13 protein-coding genes are annotated in these 19,962 nt (G+C 66.5%); 9 read left to right on the top strand and 4 right to left on the bottom strand.

Annotated features, from left to right (window positions below; all coding sequences use genetic code 11):
• The 6 genes from hemW to AC1AZA_RS02390 all read left to right on the top strand — a co-directional run bounded on the left by hemW (position 1) and on the right by AC1AZA_RS02390 (position 10,488).
• Positions 1–1,215 carry a radical SAM family heme chaperone HemW gene (gene hemW, locus AC1AZA_RS02415; protein ID WP_476513134.1) on the top strand — a complete coding sequence of 405 codons (1,215 nt, stop codon included), beginning with the start codon at positions 1–3 and terminating at the stop codon, positions 1,213–1,215.
• 892 nt (positions 1,216–2,107) lie between these two features.
• A complete protein-coding gene (kdpA, locus tag AC1AZA_RS02410) occupies positions 2,108–3,793 on the top strand; it encodes a potassium-transporting ATPase subunit KdpA (protein WP_476513133.1) in 1,686 nt (561 codons plus the stop codon).
• A gap of 13 nt (positions 3,794–3,806) precedes the next feature.
• On the top strand, positions 3,807–5,963 hold the full coding sequence (gene kdpB, locus AC1AZA_RS02405; RefSeq protein WP_476513132.1) for a potassium-transporting ATPase subunit KdpB: 2,157 nt from the start codon (positions 3,807–3,809) through the stop codon (positions 5,961–5,963).
• A gap of 31 nt (positions 5,964–5,994) precedes the next feature.
• Positions 5,995–6,636: a K(+)-transporting ATPase subunit C gene (gene kdpC, locus AC1AZA_RS02400; RefSeq protein WP_476513131.1), complete on the top strand. Its 642-nt coding sequence runs from the start codon at positions 5,995–5,997 to the stop codon at positions 6,634–6,636.
• A gap of 208 nt (positions 6,637–6,844) precedes the next feature.
• Entirely contained in the window at positions 6,845–9,763 is a 2,919-nt protein-coding gene (locus AC1AZA_RS02395) for an ATP-binding protein (RefSeq protein WP_476513130.1), read from the top strand.
• Positions 9,760–10,488, top strand: coding sequence for a response regulator (locus AC1AZA_RS02390; protein ID WP_476513129.1), 729 nt, complete (start codon positions 9,760–9,762; stop codon positions 10,486–10,488). Before AC1AZA_RS02395 ends, AC1AZA_RS02390 begins: the two co-directional genes overlap by 4 nt.
• 271 nt (positions 10,489–10,759) lie before the next feature.
• On the opposite strand, the gene AC1AZA_RS02385 is transcribed toward AC1AZA_RS02390, so the two are convergent.
• Positions 10,760–12,625, bottom strand: coding sequence for a PH domain-containing protein (locus AC1AZA_RS02385; RefSeq protein ID WP_476513128.1), 1,866 nt, complete (start codon positions 12,623–12,625; stop codon positions 10,760–10,762).
• A complete protein-coding gene (locus AC1AZA_RS02380; protein ID WP_476513127.1) occupies positions 12,625–13,128 on the bottom strand; it encodes a PH domain-containing protein in 504 nt (167 codons plus the stop codon). Before AC1AZA_RS02380 ends, AC1AZA_RS02385 begins: the two co-directional genes overlap by 1 nt.
• 176 nt (positions 13,129–13,304) lie before the next feature.
• Between AC1AZA_RS02380 and AC1AZA_RS02375 the strand changes: the two genes are divergently transcribed.
• Positions 13,305–13,919, top strand: coding sequence for a DUF805 domain-containing protein (locus AC1AZA_RS02375; protein WP_476513126.1), 615 nt, complete (start codon positions 13,305–13,307; stop codon positions 13,917–13,919).
• Positions 13,920–13,924: 5 nt separating this feature from the next.
• Positions 13,925–15,421, top strand: a complete 1,497-nt coding sequence (locus AC1AZA_RS02370) for a sensor histidine kinase (RefSeq protein ID WP_476513125.1) — start codon at positions 13,925–13,927, stop codon at positions 15,419–15,421.
• Between the two features lie 374 nt (positions 15,422–15,795).
• On the opposite strand, the gene AC1AZA_RS02365 is transcribed toward AC1AZA_RS02370, so the two are convergent.
• On the bottom strand, positions 15,796–16,755 hold the full coding sequence (locus AC1AZA_RS02365; RefSeq protein WP_476513124.1) for a hypothetical protein: 960 nt from the start codon (positions 16,753–16,755) through the stop codon (positions 15,796–15,798).
• A gap of 356 nt (positions 16,756–17,111) precedes the next feature.
• A complete protein-coding gene (locus AC1AZA_RS02360) occupies positions 17,112–17,834 on the bottom strand; it encodes a LuxR C-terminal-related transcriptional regulator (RefSeq protein WP_476513123.1) in 723 nt (240 codons plus the stop codon).
• A 122-nt stretch (positions 17,835–17,956) separates the two neighbouring features.
• On the opposite strand from AC1AZA_RS02360, the gene AC1AZA_RS02355 reads away from it, so the two are divergent.
• A complete protein-coding gene (locus AC1AZA_RS02355; RefSeq protein ID WP_476513122.1) occupies positions 17,957–19,909 on the top strand; it encodes an ABC transporter ATP-binding protein in 1,953 nt (650 codons plus the stop codon).
• Positions 19,910–19,962 lie beyond the last annotated feature (53 nt).

Here is a 19,962-nt window from a genome sequence, read left to right as displayed (position 1 = left end):
TTGTCCGCATTCGAGGTCTACGTTCATGTGCCGTTCTGTATACGGCGCTGCGGCTACTGCGACTTCAACACCTACACGGCCACGGATCTGGGCGGGGGAGCCTCGCGCGGCAACTACGCGACCATGGCGATTCGCGAGATGCGTCTGGTGCGCGACTGGCAGCTCGCCCATGGCATCGAGGAACCGCCTGCATCCACCGTGTTCTTCGGCGGCGGCACGCCCACCATCCTGCCTGCGCATGACCTGACGACTCTGTTGGACGCCGTGCGCGAGGTCTGGGGCGTGGCTCCGGGCGCGGAGATTACCACCGAGGCGAATCCGGACACCGTGGATGTGGCTTACATTCAGGAGCTGGCGGACGGCGGGTTCACGCGCATCTCCTTCGGCATGCAGTCCGCGGTGCCGCACGTGCTGCATACGCTCGACCGCACGCACACGCCCGCCAACGTGGAGGCCGGCGTGCGCGCTGCGGACGCTGCCGGTCTGCGCTCCAGCGTGGACCTGATCTACGGGGCGCCGGGGGAGAGCCTCGACGACTGGCGTACGAGCGTACGCACCGCCGTGGCGCTCGGTGCGAATCATGTGTCCGCCTATGCGCTCACCGTGGAGCCGACCACGAAGATGGGCCGGCGGATCGCCGCCGGGACGCTGCCCAAACCGGATGACGACGACGAAGCCGCCAAGTACGAGATCGCCGACGAACTGCTGTCTGCGGCGGGCCTCGAATGGTACGAGATCTCCAACTGGTCACGGCCCGGATACGAGAGCCGACACAATCTGGGCTATTGGCGCAACGTGGACTGGGCGGGCCTCGGCCCCGGTGCCCATTCGCACGTCAACGCAGGCACGGATGCACACGGTAATCCCCGCAAGGCCTTGCGCGCGTGGGACATCGCGCACCCGCGCCTGTGGGGCGTGGCGATCGGCGAGGGTCGCGTGCCGTGGGGCGGCAGCGAGGAGATCGATGCGGGGGAGAACCTCGAGGAGCTCATCATGCTAGGGCTTCGCCTGCGCGAGGGGCTGGACCTGAAGCGCGTCGAGTCGGCCGGCGGACGTGCGATCGACAGCACGGCGCTGGAGGGCATGGTCCGGGAGGGGCTCATCGTGATTACGCCCGGCGCAGGGGACGCGGGCGACCGCGTAGTGCCCACGCTGAAGGGCCGCCTGCTCAACGACGCCGTGATCGAGCGGTTCTTCGACCTTGCGGGGGTGTGAGACCTTATCTACGCTGCTACATGGCGTGCCGCCCTGCATATTTCCGATTTGTGTGGTGGTTTTTCGCCCTCCGCTTCGGTAGGCTCCGCGTGAAATGACCGGAATCGGACCGTACTTATCGGACGTACCGCCGGAAAACCACCACACAAATCGGAAATATGCCGGCCGTCGACCTTCGGACGGATCCGACGCGGTACGTAGCTACGTGGTCTTGCTGATGTCAGTCTGACGTTACGTTGTTTGCCTATGTCATATGCACGTATATGTACGTACGTCCATATGCCGACGTCCGGTGAGGGCTCGGGGCGTCCGGTACGGCAATTGCCAACGGGGCATGCCGACATGCAGGGCGGGGGAATGCGCGCACTGCGGCGTGTGCAGGGCGGTCGCAGCGGATCCCGTATGATGCGGATACGCCATCGCTTGGTTGCTGTGCGTGCGGGACGCATGGCCGTGCGCACGGTGCTGCCGAAGGACGGTTTCGGCGGGCGCGCGGAGGCATCGGAGGCCTGTGCCCGAGCTAACCGTTGCCTCACGGTGAACAGTGTTAGCAAACCGTTAGGGAATCGCCATCGCAGTAGGGCGGCGGCATATGGGAACCGTTAAAACCGTCACACAACCTTCAAATCGCCTTTAGAGTGAAACCGCAATGGTCCGGCGAAGGCAACTTCGTCGGATTTTGTTTGACTGAAGGAGAAAACATGCCCTGGTGGGTTGATGTTGCCTACGTGGTCGGCACGATCGCATTTTTCGTCGTGGTCGACCTCTTCGGAAAGTGGGTGGATAAGCTATGATGACCGTTTTCACCACCCTTGGCGTCGTTCTGGGTCTCGTCGGCATCGGATACATGATCTATTCGCTGTGCCGCCCCGAGAAGTTCTGAGGTGTTCCGATGGTATATATCTTCGCATTTCTGGCATTCGCTCTGATTGCCATCATCCTTGCGGCCATCTACAAGCCGTTGGGTGACTACATGTACAACGTGTTCACGTCCGACAAGGACCTCTTCTTCGAGAAGTGGATCTACAAGATCATCGGCGTGGACTCCAAGAAGGGTCAGACCTGGAAGGCCTACCTTCGCGGCGTGCTCGGTTTCTCCCTGATGAGCGTGCTGTTCCTCTACCTGCTGCAGCGCATCCAGACCTGGCTGCCGTTCAACATGGGCTTCGACAACGTCCCCGGCCCGCTGGCCTTCAACACCGCCGCCTCCTTCGTGACCAACACGAACTGGCAGTCCTATTCGCCTGACGTGACGCTCGGCTACACCGTGCAGTTCGCCGGTCTGGCCGTGCAGAACTTCGTGTCCGCGGCCGTGGGCATCGCGGTGGCCATCGCGCTCGTGCGTGGCTTCGCGTGGCGCAAGGCCGAAACCATCGGCAACTTCTGGGTGGATCTCACCCGCGCCACCCTGCGCCTGCTCATGCCCATCTCCATCGTGGTGGGCATCATGCTCATCGCGCTCGGCGTCTCGCAGAACTTCGCCGACTGGGTCCACGTGACCACCATCGCCGGCAACGAGCAGACCATCATGCAGGGCCCGGTGGCCTCGCAGGAGGTCATCAAGGAGCTCGGCACCAACGGCGGCGGCTTCTTCAACGCCAACTCGTCGCACCCGTACGAGAACCCGAACATGTGGACCAACCTCATCGAGATCCTGCTCATGCTGTGCATCCCGGTGGCGCTGACCCGCACCTTCGGCCGCATGGTCGGCAACATCCGCCAGGGCTACGCGCTGCTCGGCGCCATGGTCGTCCTGTTCGCGATCAGCTTCACCTGCGTGGTGACCGCCGAGTCCTTCTCTTCCGACCCGATCACCTCCCTGACCGGCGGTTCGATGGAAGGCAAGGAGAACCGCTTCGGCATCGTGTGGTCCGGCCTGTTCGGCACCACTTCGACCAGCACCTCCACCGGCGCCGTCAACTCCATGCATGACTCCTACACCGCTCTGGGCGGCATGATGTACATGCTCAACATGATGCTCGGCGAGGTCAGCCCCGGCGGCGTCGGCGCCGGTCTGTACGGCATCCTTGTGATGGCCATCGTGACCGTGTTCATCGCCGGCCTCATGGTCGGCCGTACGCCCGAGTACCTCGGCAAGAAGATCGGTCCTCGTGAGATGAAGATGGCTTCGCTGTACTTCCTCGTCATGCCGATCACTGTGGTCGCCGGCGTGGCCCTGAGCTTCGCCGTGCCGTTCGCGCGCGAGTCGATCTTCGACACCTCGCTCAACAACAGCGGCAACCACGGCTTCTCCGAGGTCGTGTACGCGTTCACCTCCGCCGCGAACAACAACGGTTCCGCGTTCGCCGGCATCACCGCCGACACCCCGTGGCTCGACACCATGCTGGGTCTCGCCGTGCTGCTCGGCCGCTTCCTGCCGATCGCTCTGGTGATCGCCCTGGCGGGCTCGCTCGCCAAGCAGGACATCGTTCCGGAGACCTCCGGCACGATGAAGACCGACAACAAGCTGTTCGTGTTCCTGCTCGTGTTCGTTATCTTCATTATCTCCGCGCTCACCTTCTTCCCGACGCTCGCCCTTGGCCCGTTGGCTGAAGGTCTGGAAGGTCTGGTGGCCTGAAATGTCAGCTGTCATGTCTAACGCAGATTCCAACGACGTCATCAAGGACGTCAAGAAGTCCAACAACCAATCCCTCGGTGCCATGCTCATCAAGAGCCTGCCCGACGCGTGCCGCAAGTTCGACCCGCGCAACATGTGGCACAACCCGGTCATGTTCATCGTGTGGGTCGGCGCCGCGTTCCTCACCCTGCTGGGCATCGCCCAGCTGTTCGACCCGGCCGACCTCGCGCAGGGCGAGCCCGTGTTCTTCACGTGGATCGTCGCGATCGTGCTGTGGCTCACCGTGCTGTTCGCCAACCTCGCCGAGGCCGTGGCCGAGGGCCGCGGCAAGGCGCAGGCCGACGCGCTGCGCAAGACCCGTACCACCACCCCGGCCCGCGTGGTCGTGGGCTACGACGAGCAGAACGATCCGGACGCCCGCGGCCCCGAAAAGGGCATCGGCTCGGCGACCATCCAGGAGATCCCCAGCTCCGATCTGAAGCAGGGTGACGTGGTGGTCGTCTCCGAAGGCGAGCTCATCCCCGGCGACGGCGACATCATCTCCGGCATCGCGTCCGTGGACGAGTCGGCCATCACCGGCGAATCCGCGCCCGTGATCCGCGAGTCCGGCGGCGACCGCTCGGCCGTCACCGGCGGCACCCGCGTGCTGTCCGACCGCATCGTGGTGCGCATCACCCAGAAGCCCGGCGAGTCCTTCGTGGACAAGATGATCGCTCTGGTCGAAGGCGCCAACCGCCAGAAGACCCCGAACGAGATCGCCCTCGACGTGCTCCTGAGCTCGCTGACCATCATCTTCCTGGTCGTCGTGCTGTGCATCAACCCGCAGGCCTCCTCCGTGGACTCCTCCGTGAGCCTGACGGTCCTCATCGCCCTGCTGGTCTGCCTCATCCCGACCACCATCGGCGCCCTTCTGTCTGCCATCGGCATCGCCGGCATGGACCGTCTGGTCCAGCGCAACGTGCTTGCCACCTCCGGCCGCGCCATCGAGGCGGCCGGCGACGTGACCACCCTGCTGCTCGACAAGACCGGCACCATCACCTACGGCAACCGTCAGGCGTCCGAATTCCACGCGCTGCCCGGCGTCGACCACGACGAGATCGTCAAGGCCGCCGCGCTGAGCTCGCTCGCGGACTCCACCCCCGAAGGCCAGTCCATCGTGGCCCTCGCCAAGGAGGACGGCTTCGACGTGCAGGACGTCCCCGGCGCTACCGCCGTCGCGTTCACCGCCGAGACCCGCATGTCCGGCCTTGACCTGCCGAACGGCGACCGCATTCGCAAGGGTGCCACCTCCGCCGTCGAGGAGTGGATCGCCAAGGAAGGCGGCGTGATGAGCACCGAGGTGCGCGACGCGCTGCACGACCGCGTGGCCTCCATCTCCGGTCAGGGCGGCACCCCGCTCGTCGTGGCCGAGCAGTATGCGAACGGCGAGGCCAAGGTCCTCGGCGTCGTCCAGCTCAAGGACGTCGTCAAGAAGGGCCTGCGCGAACGCTTCGAGGACATGCGCAAGATGGGCATCCGCACCGTCATGGTCACCGGCGACAACCCGCTGACCGCGGCCGCGATCGCCAAGGAAGCCGGCGTCGACGACTTCATCGCCGAGGCCAAGCCCGAGGACAAGCTCGCCTACATCAAGAAGGAGCAGGCCAAGGGCCAGCTCGTGGCCATGACCGGTGACGGCACCAACGATGCCCCGGCCCTGGCGCAGTCCGACGTCGGCGTGGCGATGAACTCCGGCACCTCCGCTGCTAAGGAGGCCGGCAACATGGTCGACCTCGACTCCGACCCGACCAAGCTCATCGACATCGTCGAGATCGGCAAGCAGCTGCTCATCACCCGCGGTGCGCTGACCACCTTCTCGATCGCCAACGACATCGCGAAGTACTTCGCCATCATTCCGGCCATGTTCATGACCCAGTTCCCGGGCCTTGGCGTGCTCAACGTGATGGGTCTGCACAGCCCGCTTTCGGCCGTGCTCTCCGCGATCATCTTCAACGCGATCATCATCGTGCTCCTGATCCCGCTCGCCCTCAAGGGCGTCAAGTACCGTGCCGAGGCCTCCGAGAAGATTCTGGGTCGCAACCTCAGCATCTACGGTCTGGGCGGCATCATCGCGCCGTTCATCGGCATCTGGATCATCGATCTGTTCATCCGCCTGATCCCGGGCTTCTGATCGGTACCAAGCGAAGGAAAGTGTGCAAGCAATGAAAAACGCAATGTCTCTGAACCTGCGCAGCTACTGGGCCGGTTTCAAGGCCGTGATCGTGTTCACCGTCATCGTGATCGTGTACACGTTCTTCATGACCGGCGTCGGCCAGCTCGGCATGCCGGACAAGGCCAACGGCTCCATGATCACCAACGCCCAGGGCGAGGTCGTGGGCTCCTCCCTGATCGGCCAGTCGTTCGTCGACTCCAACGGCGACGCCCTGCCGCAGTACTTCCAGGCCCGTCCGTCCGCGGCTTCCGACCCCAACCTGCCGGAAGACCAGACCGACAACGTGAACTACGCGGCGAACGCCTCCTCCGGCACCAACAAGGGTCATCAGGACGAGGACCTCATCAAGTCCGTCACCGACCTGCGCGAAGCCATCGCCGAGCGTGAGGGCGTGAGCGTCAAGGACGTTCCGGCGGACGCCACCACGTCCTCCTCCTCGGGTCTCGACCCGAACATCAGCCCCGCTTACGCGGCCATTCAGGTCAAGCGCGTGGCCGATGAGCGCGGTCTCAAGGAGGATCAGGTCGAGCAGCTGGTGGAGAAGAACACCACGCATCGCGGCCTCGGATTCATCGGCGAGGACGTGGTCAACGTGGTGACGCTGAACCGCGATCTCGACGCGCTCAAGTAGCTCCGATTGATCAGGGTCCGCCCGCCCCGGACGGACCCGACGCCCCGGCTCCTCGCCATGCGCCTGCAGTGTGCGGCCATGAGCGGGAAACCGGGGCGTTTACTCTGTCGGGGTACACTGAAAGCCTGAAATCCGGAACCCGAAAAAGGAATTTCGGGTTCGCAAAGTATATCGTTGTACGCCATTTCGACCGTCTGGGGGTTCATTCATGGCTCGCGCACGCGGATCGTTCAGGGTGCTGCTCGGCGCCGCGCCCGGTGTGGGCAAGACCGTCGCCATGCTCAAGGAGGGCCGGCAGCTCAAGACCGAGGGCAAGGACGTGGTCGTCGCCCTGCTGGAGACGCACGGACGCAAGGGCACCGCACGCTCGGCCAGGGGACTGGAGGTCGTGCCCCGCCGTCGCATGCGCTACCGCGGCATGTGGCTCGAGGAGATGGATCTCTTCGGCGTGATCGAACGCCACCCGGACGTGGCCCTGGTGGACGAGCTGGCCCACACCAACGTGCCCGGCTCGGTGCACGAGAAGCGCTGGCAGGACGTGGAGGACCTGCTCGACGCGGGCATCGACGTCATCACCACCATCAACGTCCAGCACATCGAGTCGCTCAACGACGTGGTACGCGAAATCACCGGCAGCACGCAGAAGGAGACCGTGCCGGACAAGGTGCTGCGCTCGGCCACGCAGGTCAAGCTCGTCGACCTTCCCCCCGAAGGTCTGCGCGAGCGTCTCGCCGCCGGTCTGGTTTACAAGCCGGACCGCGTGGATGCGGCCCTGAGCAACTACTTCCGCGTGGGCAACCTGACCGCGCTGCGCGAGCTGGCCCTGCTGTGGCTGGCCGGCCGCGTGGACGAATCGCTCAAGGAGTACCGCGAGGAGCACCACATCAACGCGAAGTGGGAGACCCGCGAACGCGTGATCGTCGCCCTGTCCGGCGGCCCCGAGGGCGACCAGCTCCTGAGGCGCGGCGCCCGCGTGGCCCGTGCGTCCGGCGGCGGCGACCTCATCGCCGTGCACGTGACCAGCGAGGACGGGCTCGCCAGCTCCAACCCCACCCTGCTCATCAAGCAGCGCGACTTGGTGGAGAAGCTCGGCGGCACGTACCATCAGATCATCGGCGAGGACGTGGCGGAGGCGCTGCTGGACTTCGCGCGCGCCAACAACGCCACGCAGGTGATCGTCGGCGTCTCCCGGCGCAGCGCGCTGAGCCGCTGGCTGGGCCGGCCGTCCGCCACGACGGGCATCGTCGAGAAGTCCGGCGACATCGACGTGCATATCGTCACCCATTCGTTCGCGGCGGGACGCGGCCTGCGCCGGCTGCCGCGGTTCCAGCGGTCCATATCCATCAACCGCAAGATCGGCGGACTGCTGTTCGCGCTCCTGTCCGTGCCGTTGGCCAGCTGGTTGCTGTTCATGTTCTCCGATCCCTCCTCGGCCCAGCGAGACGCGTTGATCCTGCAGCTGCTCGTGGTGGTGGGTGCCGTGATCGGCGGCATGTCGTCCGCCACGCTCGCCGCCGTGCTGAGCGGTCTGGCGCTTGACTTCCTGTACACCGAGCCGATCGGCACGTTCCATGTGCTGCACATGCGCGACATGGTCACCATCGTGCTGTACGTGGTGGTGGGTCTGATCGTCTCCGCCGTGGTGGACCGGGCTGATGCGCGCGCACGTCAGGCGCAGCGTGCCTCCGCCGAATCGGAGATGCTCACCAGCATTGCCAGCGCCGTGCTGCGCAGTGACGATCCGCTCGAAGCGATCGTGCACCGCACGCGTGAGGCGTTCGGCTTCACCTGCGTGCGCGTGGTCCAGGACGGCAAGGTGGTGGTTTCCGACGGCGAACCCGGCCTGTTCGGCCTGCCCATCAAGGGCGATGGCAACGCCGTGGGAGACATTGCCATGGCCGAGCACGACACGGTCACCCTGCGTGAGCACGGCCCTCAGCTCGAACTGTACGGCCGGGCCGTGGAAGCTTCCGACCAGCGCATTCTGGTGGCCATCCTCTCTCAGGTGCAGACTGTGCTCGAACATAACGATCTGGCCCGCAAGGCCAGCGAAGTGGGGCCGCTCGCCGCCGCGGAGAAGGTGCGCACCGGCCTGCTCAACGCCGTCAGCCATGATCTTCGCCGTCCGCTCGCCGCGGCCACGGCCGCCGTGTCCGGCCTGCAGCGCATGGGCGACACGATCAGCGAGAAGGACCGCAACGCCTTGCGCGACGTGGCCGCCAACAGCCTCAGGCAGCTCACCAAGCTGGTGGGCGACCTGCTCGACGTCTCCCGCCTGAGGGAGGGCGCGCTGCCGATCTCGCTGGTGGCCACCGACGTGGGGGAGGCCATCGTCCCCCTGTTCGACGAGCTCAACGTGGCCCCCTGGAGCTTCGATCTGGACATCGCGCCCGATCTGCCGCTCGTGGTGGCCGACCCGCCCCTGTTGCGCCGGGCGCTGACCAACGTGGTGTCCAATGCGCTGCGGTTCACGCCCAAGGGCAAGCGTGTGCGCATCGCCGCATCCACGCTGGCCGGCTACGTGGAGATCCGCGTGGTGGACCGTGGCCCCGGCGTGCCCGACGCGCGCAAGAACGAGATCTTCCTGCCGTTCCACCGGCTGGGGGACACGGACAACACCACCGGGCTCGGACTCGGCATGGCCCTGTCGAAGGGCTTCGTGGAATCCATGGGCGGATCGATCAGCCCGGAGGACACGCCCGGCGGCGGACTGACGATCGTGATCACGTTGCGGGCGGCGAACCCCGCGCTCGCCGTGGGCCAGCCGATCCCGGAGGGCGAGAGGCCCGACCCGGCCAAGATTCTCGAGCAGGATACGCTCAGCGTGTCCGGTGCGGTGTCCGACGTGATCCTGCCGCTGCCCGGCAGCGGACCGTCCGACGAGCGCGGGCTGGACCGGTTCATCACGTACGGGATCATGCGCGGGGCGGACGAGCCGGACTCCCCGTCCGGGAATGCCGCCAAGCCGGGGCCGGACGAGGCAGGCGACGATGTCCCCGCTCACGAAGCGTCCGGCTCGGTCTCGGGTGCCGCAGGTGCCGCGGGTGCCGCGGCAGACGGCGGCACGGACTCTGATTCCGTACGCAACGACGGCCCGCAACGGGCGAATGACAAGGAGGAACGATGAAGATTCTAGTGGCGGACGACGATCCGCAGTTCCTCACGGCACTGCGCATCACCCTGCACTCGCAGGGCTACGACATCGTGACCGCGCGCGACGGCGTGGAATGCATTACCGTCGCGGTGTCCGAACATCCCGACCTATTCGTGCTGGACTTGGGCATGCCCAAGATGGATGGCATGGGCGTGATCCACGGCGTGCGCGGATGGACCGATGCGCCGATCCTCGTGGTGTCCGGGCGCACCGATGCACGTGAGAAAGTGGCCGCACTCGACGCGGGTGCGGACGATTACGTGACCAAGCCTGTCTCCATCGACGAGCTGCTGGCCCGCATCCGTGCATTGCTGCGCCGCGCGCCTCAGCAGGAAAGCGCCACCGAGGAACGCTCCTCGGTGAGTTTCGGCGACGTGACCGTGGATCTGGTGGCCCGGGCCGTGTTCCGCGGGCGCGGGGCGCGGCAGGTGCGCGTGCGACTGACGCCCACCGAATGGAAGGTGCTCGAGGCGCTGGTGCGCAACGCGGGCAAACTGGTGACCCGGCAGGATCTTCTGACCGAGATCTGGGGCGCGCAGCATGTGAACGACACCGGCTATCTGCGCCTGTACATCTCGCAGCTGCGCAAGAAGATCGAGGACGACCCCGCGCATCCGAAGTACCTCAAGACCGAGTCCGGCATGGGCTACCGCTTGGAGGTTGTGGACGGTGCCGCGGACGGGGAATCCGCGGCCTGAGGGCTGGCTCGCAGCGCGCGGTGACTCGTGCTGCGAGCTGGTTCGTGCTGTGCATAAGCTGACCCGCATTGCGTGATCTGCATCGTACGATCGGTCCAACATGTGCGGCCCATTTTGCAGCTTGGACCGATTGCGCGAAAAATCGCCCCGAAAACGGTCGTTTTTTCGCATGATCGGTCCAAGCTGCGAAAAAGGGTGCGCAGGTTGGACCGATTGGGTGACGACGAGGAGTGCGGACGATGCGCTCGCGAGCGGTGCCGGGACTGCCGGATTACCGAGATGGTTCGAACCATGCGTCCAAGCGCTCGGCGTCCGCGCGGTGCAGCGCCAGAAACGTGATCTCGTCGGTGCCGTTGAGCACGAACAGCGGCAGCGTGACACGCTCCACGCCGAGCCGTTCGCGCCACAGGGGAGCCGATCGGGTGAGTGACTGCGCGCGCGATCGGCGGGTGAACAGGGTCTGCCAGGTCAGGCCGGCCGTTCCGGTCGTCATGATGCGTCCCGGCAGGAGGCCGTCGCCGTCCGGCAGGAGCACGAACCCGTCTGCGCGGCACTTCATGAGGCGTGAGCCCAGCCACGCCGCCGCCGTGATCGGTGCCGCGAGTGCAATCCACCGCCACGGGGAGGTGAGATTCGCAACGGCTCCGGCGGCAAGTGCGGATGCGGCGATCAGCGCCAGTGCGGGAATCGTACTGTAGTAGCGGGCCAGACTGCGGCCGGTGCGCGTGAATCCCCGTGAGGCGTCCGGCGGCTCGAGCCCCCATTCGGGCAGCATGCGAGGCAGCACGCGCCACAGACGGTCCGCGGCGATCACCGGCAGCACGTCCGCGCCGGTCTGAGCGTCATTGGAGTCATCATCGGCGGCAGCGGGATTCGTACTCAATCCCAGCCGCACCGAGCGCAGGCCGAGCAAGCGGCGCAGCGGATTGCTGCGGATCGCCACGGTCTGGATGCGGCTGACCGGTATGGTGGAGACGCGTCGCGTGAACAGGCCCCGCGAAACCACCAGATCGTCGCCGCGCCGCCAGACCGTGAATCCGTGGAAACGTACGATCGCACTCGCCACGCTCACCATGAGCAGCACGATGAGCGTGAACAGCGCCAGCAGGATGACGGCCATCGCCCCCTGCGCGAGAATGCCCATGACCGAATCGGCGGCGCCCCGCATCAGACGGGCGGGCAAGACGTCGCTGAGCTTCTGCCAGAAGCCCCAGAGCACCAGTGCCGAGGCGAGGAACGCGATGTCGCTCAGGGCGTAGAGCAGAATGTCGCGGCCGGTGGCGCGGAAGACCGGTTCGCCTATCGGCTCGGCGGCTGTGGCAGCAGGGGATGCGGTGGCGTCGGCGGCGTTTGCCGCGGCCGACGGCATAGCGGGACGAGATACGTCGGCACGAGTGGCGGCGTTCGTGGCGGTCGCTGGCGTTGCTGTGTGCGCACCATCGGAGCGAACCGGTTCGATCAGTTTTGCCGCATTTCCGGCAGCGGTGTCGAACATGTTCGATTGAGTGGTGCCGGGCGCTTCGACTCCGGTGCTCGGGACGGCGGATACGACGGCGTTCGCATGCCCGGTCCGGTCGTTGCCATCACCGTCGCCGCTATCGTTCCGGAACGCCTCCGTCCGCAGCCGTTCCAGTTCGAGCTGCACGCCCTCGTCCACCGCATCCAGCACGATGTCCGTCTCGGCGGTGCCTCCCGCGGATACCCTGACCGTCACCGCATGGAACGGCTGCAGGTACCACGGCTGCGCGCTGTCTATGGCGTGAATGCGATCGTAGGCGAGTGAACGGCTCCTGCGGAAGAACAGTCCGCTGCGCCAGGCCAGTTCCCGTTCGCCCGGCATATAGCGCGTGGTCATCCAGTGCACGATCGGCGGGACCAGCACCACCGCGAAGCCCGCCAGCAGGGCGACGACAGCCAACGCCGCGACCTTGGGCGGCAGACCGAGGAAGCCGCCTGCATCATGGCCGCCGGGTCTCGTCATCTCGCGCCCCACGAGAACCATCACCGTCACGATCACGCCGACGAACGACTTCGCCGACCGGGCGAGCGCCACCGCAAGCCCCGCCGGGTGCAGCCGCCGCCATTGCCCGTGCGCCTGCTCTTGCGTCTGTTTCTGCGCGTGCGTGCCCCGTTCCATCACAGGTCCTCCCGGGAACGCGCCACGCGATCGGTGACGAGCTGCGCCACGCGATCCGCCTCGGCGGTCTCCAACGCCTCGATCTCATGCTCGCCCACGGCCGTGTGCACCACCACCTTGGTCAGCCCGTAATGCCGCAGCACCGGATTCTGCGTGGTGTCCACGTGCTGGATGCGGTTGAACGGGATGATGGTGACGGACCTGAACAGCCATCCCTTGCGGATTCGCAGCTCCCGTTCGCCCACCATGAACCGGCTGAACGCATATCCGTACCGGTTCTGCAACGGTTGCGCGGCCAGGCCGATCACGCCGTACGCCACCACGACGGCCAATGCGACCGCGGGCCACGGCCAAATGCCCCACCAGTCATGGCTCCATGCAACGGCGGCGATGATGCCGCACACGGCCCAGACGATCAGCGATTCGATGACGGCGTTGACCGTCCACACCCGCGTGACGCGGCGCGGCAATGCATGCCAGCCGGAGTGAGAAGTATTGTCCATGCTGTTCACCATACCGGCGTCGACATTGCCCGACGCCGCCCGGTACACGCCCGTGGACAGGCCGGGCGCAATACTGGACGGCAGACGGCGAACCGCGGTTGCATGGCATCGTCGGGCTTTTCGGCATGGACGGGAAGCGTCCGGCATCGACAGGAATCGCCAACGAAGGAGCGACCATGAGCAACATCAACCAATCAGGCCCCAATCCCAATCCGTATGTGAGCTACCGGCCCGCCAAACCGGGCCTTATGCAGGGCGGTGAACCGCCGCTGAGCGACCCGTACTACGGCATCGGCTTCGGCAAGGCCGTCTCCCGTTTCTGGCGCAAGGCGTTCGTGTACAGCGGCAGGGCGTCGCGCGGCGAATACTGGTGGAGCGAACTGTTCTGCCTCATCGTCCTGTTCGCGTGCAATGCGGCGGCCTCGGCAGCGGATGTTGCGCTGCTGCACGTGGCCGGGGACGAGGAGGGGCCGATCGCCTCATGGACCTCGCTCATCTGCCTCGTGGCGCTGATCGTTCCGCAGCTTGCCGTGTCCGTGCGACGCCTGCACGACGCAAACCTGCGCGGCTGGTGGGTGCTGCTGCCGCTGGTCTTCCAGATCGGCTACGTCGCCTCGATCGGCGTGGCCATGCTCTCCGGCAGCTCCACCGGCGCGGCCGTGGGATTGCTCACCACGGTGCTGCTCGTGGTGGCGTACCTGCTGAGCGAGATCGTGCTGTTCATTCTTCCGCCGAACCCTCGCGGCGTGCGCTTCGACGGCCCGCGCGCCGGCCGCGCCGACGGCAGGTGAATGCCATGGGCGGCAAAAACGCCGTGAACGCCGAACCCTCGCGGCGTGGCGCAAGTTCTTCCGGTTCTTCCGGTTCTTCCAGCTCCGCCGGTCCCGCGATGGGCGGGCTGCGTGAACGATGGCGCATGTGGCGCCGCGAACCGCATTTCCTCGCCCGTACGCGACTGGCCGGCGCGGGCGCGTGGCTGGCCATGCTGATCGCCGTCCGGCCGCATGACGCATGGTCTGCTCTCGCGGCATTCGCCATGCTGACCGTGATCGCGCTGCTGCCCGTTTCCCCGCGCGTGACGGTTCCGGCGGGTCTGGCCGTGGCGCTGGCCTGCGGCTTCGTGCCGGGCGGGGGAGCGCTGGCGTTCGTGGCCGTCGCCCTGTTCGCCGTGTTCCTCACGGCCGGGTACGCCTGCGACGGGCGGATCGCCGCCGCGCTCGCGGTCGGGTATGCCATGGCGGAGACCTCGTGCGCCGTCTGGCTGAGCGGCTGGGGTGCGCGCAGCGGGGCGATCGAGGTGCTGCGCATGCTCGTGGACGGCATGACGGCGGACGGGCGTGCGATTACGGCTGCGGACGTGCCCGCGGTGATGCTCTGGGCGTTCGGTGCGGCGCTGTCCGCGATGCTCGGCGGATTCGCGGCCCTGTTCGGCCACGCGTTCCGGCGCAGCGCGGCGGCGGGGGAACGACTCGCCCGCAGCGAGGCGATGGTCGGCCGGCTCGCTCGAGAGCAGCGCCTCGCGCACATGATCCACGATTCGGTGGCCAACGACATGTCCGTGATCGCCATGCTCGCCTGGCGGGCCAGAAGCGGGTTGCCGGCCGATGACAAAACGCTCGCGGCCGGCGGCGAGACCGGTAACGGCGGCGCGGTTGGCGTGGAAGCGGGTGCCGGCGCTGCCACGGCGGATCTGGCCGACGTGCTCGACGCGATCTACGCGCGCTCCCACCATGCGCTCGACCGCGTGCACGAGGTGATCGACATCCTCGACGGCAAGCGCGCGCTCGATGACGCGGACGACGAGGCGAACGGGTCCAGCGAGGATTCGCACCCCGCTGACCTGACCGTCGAACTGGAACGCTACCTCGAGGATCAGGACCGCGTCATGGCCATGATCGGCATGCCCGGCGTCTCCCGCATCGTAACGGATGGCACCCCGTGCGAGCCGTCGGCCCCTGTGCGCCGCGCAGTACTGGGGCTGGTGGAGGAGCTGTATGCCAACGTGGTCCGCCACGCCGCATGGCCGGGCGCCGGCAGCGACGGGACCGGCAGCGACGGCCGCGCCGACGATGCCGCCCAAACCTACAGTCTGTTCGTCACCGTGGAACGCGGTCGCATCCGCATCGCCGAGGTGAACGCGATCGGCGACGGCACGTCCGCGGCCGTCCGTGGCACCCGTCACGGCAGGGGACTGGAGCAGCAGCGCGCAACGATCGCCTCCCTGGGCGGAACACTCAACGCCACCGCGCAGGACGGCAGCTGGACCGTCGCCGCCAGCATTCCGCTCGTCTAGTCGCGCGCTCCGGCCTCGACTTGCTTCCTGCGTTCGCGCGTTTCCGTATTCTCGAAGCTCACCGAGCTGGCGTGGTCCTGCGCTTCCATGTCACTTTTCGCATGATCGGTCCAACCTGTGCGGCCTGAATTGCAGCTTGGACCGATTGCGCGAAAAATCGCTCCGAAAACGGTCGTTTTTTCGCATGATCGGTCCAAGCTGCGAAAACAGGGGCACAGGTTGGACCGATCATGCGATGAGTGAGCGGGCTCGGCCAGCGCAATGACTGGTCAGTGCGATGATTGGCAGTGCGAGTGTCTGCCAGCGGGACCAATGCAATGAGTGACCAATGCGATGATTGGCCAGCGTGACCGGTGAGGACATCGCTCAGCGGCTCAGTGCGCCTTGGGCACGCCGACGCGATCGAGCTTGAACCGTACCTTGCTCGGCTCGTGCATGAATTCGTCGAAGGTGGCGCGCACGAACCGTATGTTGCCGTGCAGCCGGATGTTGTCCTCGCGTTCCTTTTCCGCCAACAGCGCATCCACGCCGTCGCCGTCGCCGAGCATGTCCGGGTTGCTGTATTTCTCGCGGCCGTCCAGCTCCAGCACGATCATGTCGCCGTTCGGAAATATCCAGAGGAAATCCACCCGGTACCGCCGGCCGGTGACCGGATCGGTGATCCACTGCTGCAGCTGAGGCGTCTCGTAGCCCCATTCGATCAGCAGCGCGCGCACGATCGACTCGCCGCCGTTGTCGCTGCGGGGCTGCGCATGGGCCGCCACCTTTCGGGCCGCGCCGATGCCCCTGAACCCGCGATGCTGCGCGAGGAAGGATTCCAGTTCGTCCCGCGTGATGCCGTGCACCCGCATGGCGGCGTCGCAGATCGCCAGGGCCTGCGGGAACGGCAGCATGCGCGAGCAGTCGAACACCGTCTGCATGAGCCCCGTGACGCGCAGTCCGTAGTGGGTCGTAGCGGATGGTTCCGCGATCAGGTGGAAGGTGAAGTAGCCGTGATCGCGGCTGTGCGTGTTCAGATCGGTGGCGAAATGAACGAGATCGTGCATGCGGTAGGTTTCGTTGAGCTCCCAGACGGCCGCCGCGCTGATCTGCGCCAGCGTTCGGCCCGGGTACATGGCGGCGACCGCTCGCAGAATGTGCATGATGCGTTCGCGGTACGATAGCGACGACCAGTATGCCGGCCGCGCGAACAGATTGGGTCTCACCGCGGTCAGTTCGCCCTGCGCGGCGCGGTAGTGCAGGACGCGGCGGCTCTGCGCGTTGCGTGCCCACAGGCACCGGCCCGCGCGCTCCGCCTTATCGAGCAGTGCATTCATTCGTTGGTCATGACTCATGCGGCAACGGTATGCAGTTTCACCACGGTTCGTAAAGCCGTACGGGGCCATGTGCACGAACGTGCCCCCCCGGTCTGGCGGTCCGCGCGTGTCGCGTTCGATCGTTCGTTCGATTATCTGGCGGTGTGATCGTGTGATCGTGGCGCGTTTTCGCATGATCGGTCCAACATGTGCGGCCTGAATTGCAGCTTGGACCGATTGCGCGAAAAATCGCTCCGAAAACGGTCTTTTTTTCGCATGATCGGTCCAAGCTGCGAAAACAGGGGCTCAGATTGGACCGATCATGCGATGAGTGAGAGGGCGCGGCCAGCGCGATTGACGGCCAGCGCGGCGAATGCGATTGACAGTCCGCGCGCTCAGCGGCTCAGATAGATGGCGATGGCGTGGGCCAGCGACTTGGCGCCGAGCTTGTCCACCGCACGATGAGCATGGGTGCGCACGGTGGCCGGCGCGATGCCCCACTGCGCGGCGATCTGCTCGTAGCTCAGCCCCTGCGCGAGCATGCGCAGCGTATCCGACTCCTTGGCCCCCAGCTTCGGCCGGTCCGTTCCGGTCCTGCCGGCATCGTCCGCAAACCCGGCATCCTCCAGACGCACGTGCGCCTCTGCCGCGGTCTCGAACGGTATGTTCCCGGCGCCGGGCGGGCAGTACGTACCGCCTTCGGCCACGGTCCGCAGCGCCGCGGCCATGGCCGGCACATCCGCCTTGGACACAATGCCCTGCGCGCCCGCTTCGGCCGCCCTGCGCGCATAGGTGTCGACCGAGAACGCGGTGACCGCCAGCATTGCCACGCGGTTGGTACGCCGGCGAATTCGGGCGCACACGCCGACGCCCGTCCCGTCGTCCAGCGACATGTCCACCAGCAGCAGACGCGGCCTCGTCTGCGGGTCGAGCGCCATGCGCACCGCCTCGCCGGCACCCTGCACGCCCCACAGCCATCGCGCGCCCGGCAGCAGCTGCGGCAGGATCCCCCTCAGTGCGATCAGCGCCATGCCGTCGTTGTCCACCGCCGCCACCAGCGTCGGCGTGCCATCGCCGGCACCGCGTTGCCTGCTGTGACGATCTCGCATTCCATCCATGGCATCCATACTACGGTCATACGGCTTCCTTCGTCGAAACCCGGCGCATGCCGGTGGAAGGCAACCGCCGCCCGATGGCGCTAGGATTGCACTGTTTGACCTTGAATGACGGGGAGCGTTGCGTGAGGACGGTTAGGGAACTGCTGCGGCACATGGGCGAATTCCGCCGGGATGCGATCCTCACGCCGGTGTGGATGGTCGGCGAGGTGGCATGCGAGATGATCATCCCGCTGCTCATGGCCACGCTCATCGACCGGGGCGTGGAACGCGGGGACATGGGCGTGATCGGACGCACGTCGGGCATCATGCTGGCGGTCGCGTGCGTCGGTCTTACGTGCGGGTGTCTCGGCTCGGTGTTCGGCTCGCGCGCGTGCACCGGCTTCGCCCGCAACCTTCGGCAGGACCAGTACGACAACATCCAGACGTTCTCCTTCGCGAACATCGACCGCTTCACCACGCCGAGTCTGGTGACGCGCCTGACCACGGACGTGATGAACATCCAGAACGCCACGATGATGATCCTGAGGATGGTGCCGCGCGCGTTCTCCAGCCTCATCATCGCCATGTGCATGGCGTTCGTGGTCTCCGGCACCATGGCGCTCATCTACCTCGGTGCGGTGGTGGCGCTCGGCACGGTGCTGGGCATTCTCATGTCCATCGCGGCCCGGTACTACCGCCGTGCGTTCCCGGAATACGACGCCATGAACGAATCCGTGGAGGAGAACGTGACCGCCATGCGCGCGGTGAAGGCGTTCGCCCGCGAGAGCATGCAGACCCGCGTGTTCAGGGCCACGTCCAGGCGCATCTACGACCTGTTCATGAAGGCCGAGATGGTGCTGGCATCCGTCGACCCGATCATCCAGACCACCATCTGGAGCTGCTTGCTGCTCATCAGCTGGGTGGGCTCGCACCTGATCGTGCAGGACCGGCTCACCACGGGCGACCTGACCAGCCTGCTGATGTACTGCATGAATATCCTGATGAGTCTGGTCATGCTGTCGATGACCGTGGTGATGATCACCATGTCCGACGCGTCCGCGCGCCGCATCGTGGAGGTGCTCGACGAACGCGACGACATGCCGGCCGCCGCCCGTCCCGTCACCGAGGTGCGCGACGGATCCGTCACCTTCGACCACGTGGACTTCGCCTACCCGCAGGTGACGCTCTCCGCGAACGATCCCGCGGCCCGCCGTCGCGCCGAAGCCGTCCGCAGGCTTACCGGCAGGGGCTCCGGCGGCGGTGACGGCGGAACCGGCCGTCCGACCAACGCGCTGACGGACGTGAACCTCGCGATCCCCTCCGGCGCGGTGGTGGGTGTGATCGGCGGAACCGGCTCGTCCAAGACCACGCTCGTCAGCCTCATTCCGCGGCTGTACGACGTGACCGCCGGCAGCGTCAAGGTGGGCGGCGTGGACGTGCGCGACTACGACCGGACCGTCCTGCGCGGCAAGGTGGCCGTGGTGCCGCAGAACAACGTGCTGTTCTCCGGGACGGTCCTTTCGAACCTGCGATGGGGCAATCCGGACGCGAGCTTGGACGACTGCCGGCGCGTCTGCCGCATCGCCTGCGCCGACGAGTTCATCGACCGCCTGCCCGACGGCTACGAGTCCAGGGTGGAACAGGGCGGCCAGAACTTCTCCGGCGGCCAGCGGCAGCGACTGTGCATCGCCCGCGCCCTGCTCCGGGACCCGAAGGTGCTCATCCTCGACGATTCCACGTCCGCGGTGGACACCGGCACCGACGCGAGAATCCGCCGCGCGTTCGCGCAGGACATGCCCGGCGTCACCAAGATCATCATCGCCCAGCGCATCTCCAGCGTTCAGGACGCGGACATGATCGTGGTACTCGACGACGGCCGCGTGAACGGCGTGGGCACGCATGCCCAGCTCATGGCGTCCAACGCGATCTACCGCAGCATCCACGAACTGCAGGTGAGGGGCGGCGGCGACTTCGACGAGGCCGCGCTCGCCGCATCGGATCTCAGCGTCGCCGCCAACGCGGTCGGATCCGTTGACTCCGTCGAGTCCGACGGCTCAGCGGATTCCGCCGAGTCCATCACAAAGGAGGCCCGCTGATGCCCGCTCCCGGATCCCGCGCCAACGCCGCCCGCGCCGCCGCCGGCGCCAAG

This window comes from Bifidobacterium sp. LH_389, from assembly GCF_056357235.1.
Note: the sequence above shows the minus strand (reverse complement) of the source record. Positions and strands in the feature narration are given on the sequence as shown.

What these genes read in the sequence shown, in the direction of transcription:
- kdpA (WP_476513133.1), top strand. Translation starts at nt 2,108, where the DNA reads ATGGTATATATCTTCGCATTTCTGGCATTCGCTCTGATTGCCATCATC.
- kdpB (WP_476513132.1), top strand. Translation starts at nt 3,807, where the DNA reads ATGTCTAACGCAGATTCCAACGACGTCATCAAGGACGTCAAGAAGTCC.
- kdpC (WP_476513131.1), top strand. Translation starts at nt 5,995, where the DNA reads ATGAAAAACGCAATGTCTCTGAACCTGCGCAGCTACTGGGCCGGTTTC.
- AC1AZA_RS02395 (WP_476513130.1), top strand. Translation starts at nt 6,845, where the DNA reads ATGGCTCGCGCACGCGGATCGTTCAGGGTGCTGCTCGGCGCCGCGCCC.
- AC1AZA_RS02390 (WP_476513129.1), top strand. Translation starts at nt 9,760, where the DNA reads ATGAAGATTCTAGTGGCGGACGACGATCCGCAGTTCCTCACGGCACTG.
- AC1AZA_RS02385 (WP_476513128.1), bottom strand. Translation starts at nt 12,625, where the DNA reads ATGGAACGGGGCACGCACGCGCAGAAACAGACGCAAGAGCAGGCGCAC.
- AC1AZA_RS02380 (WP_476513127.1), bottom strand. Translation starts at nt 13,128, where the DNA reads ATGGACAATACTTCTCACTCCGGCTGGCATGCATTGCCGCGCCGCGTC.
- AC1AZA_RS02375 (WP_476513126.1), top strand. Translation starts at nt 13,305, where the DNA reads ATGAGCAACATCAACCAATCAGGCCCCAATCCCAATCCGTATGTGAGC.
- AC1AZA_RS02370 (WP_476513125.1), top strand. Translation starts at nt 13,925, where the DNA reads ATGGGCGGCAAAAACGCCGTGAACGCCGAACCCTCGCGGCGTGGCGCA.
- AC1AZA_RS02365 (WP_476513124.1), bottom strand. Translation starts at nt 16,755, where the DNA reads ATGAGTCATGACCAACGAATGAATGCACTGCTCGATAAGGCGGAGCGC.
- AC1AZA_RS02360 (WP_476513123.1), bottom strand. Translation starts at nt 17,834, where the DNA reads ATGGATGGAATGCGAGATCGTCACAGCAGGCAACGCGGTGCCGGCGAT.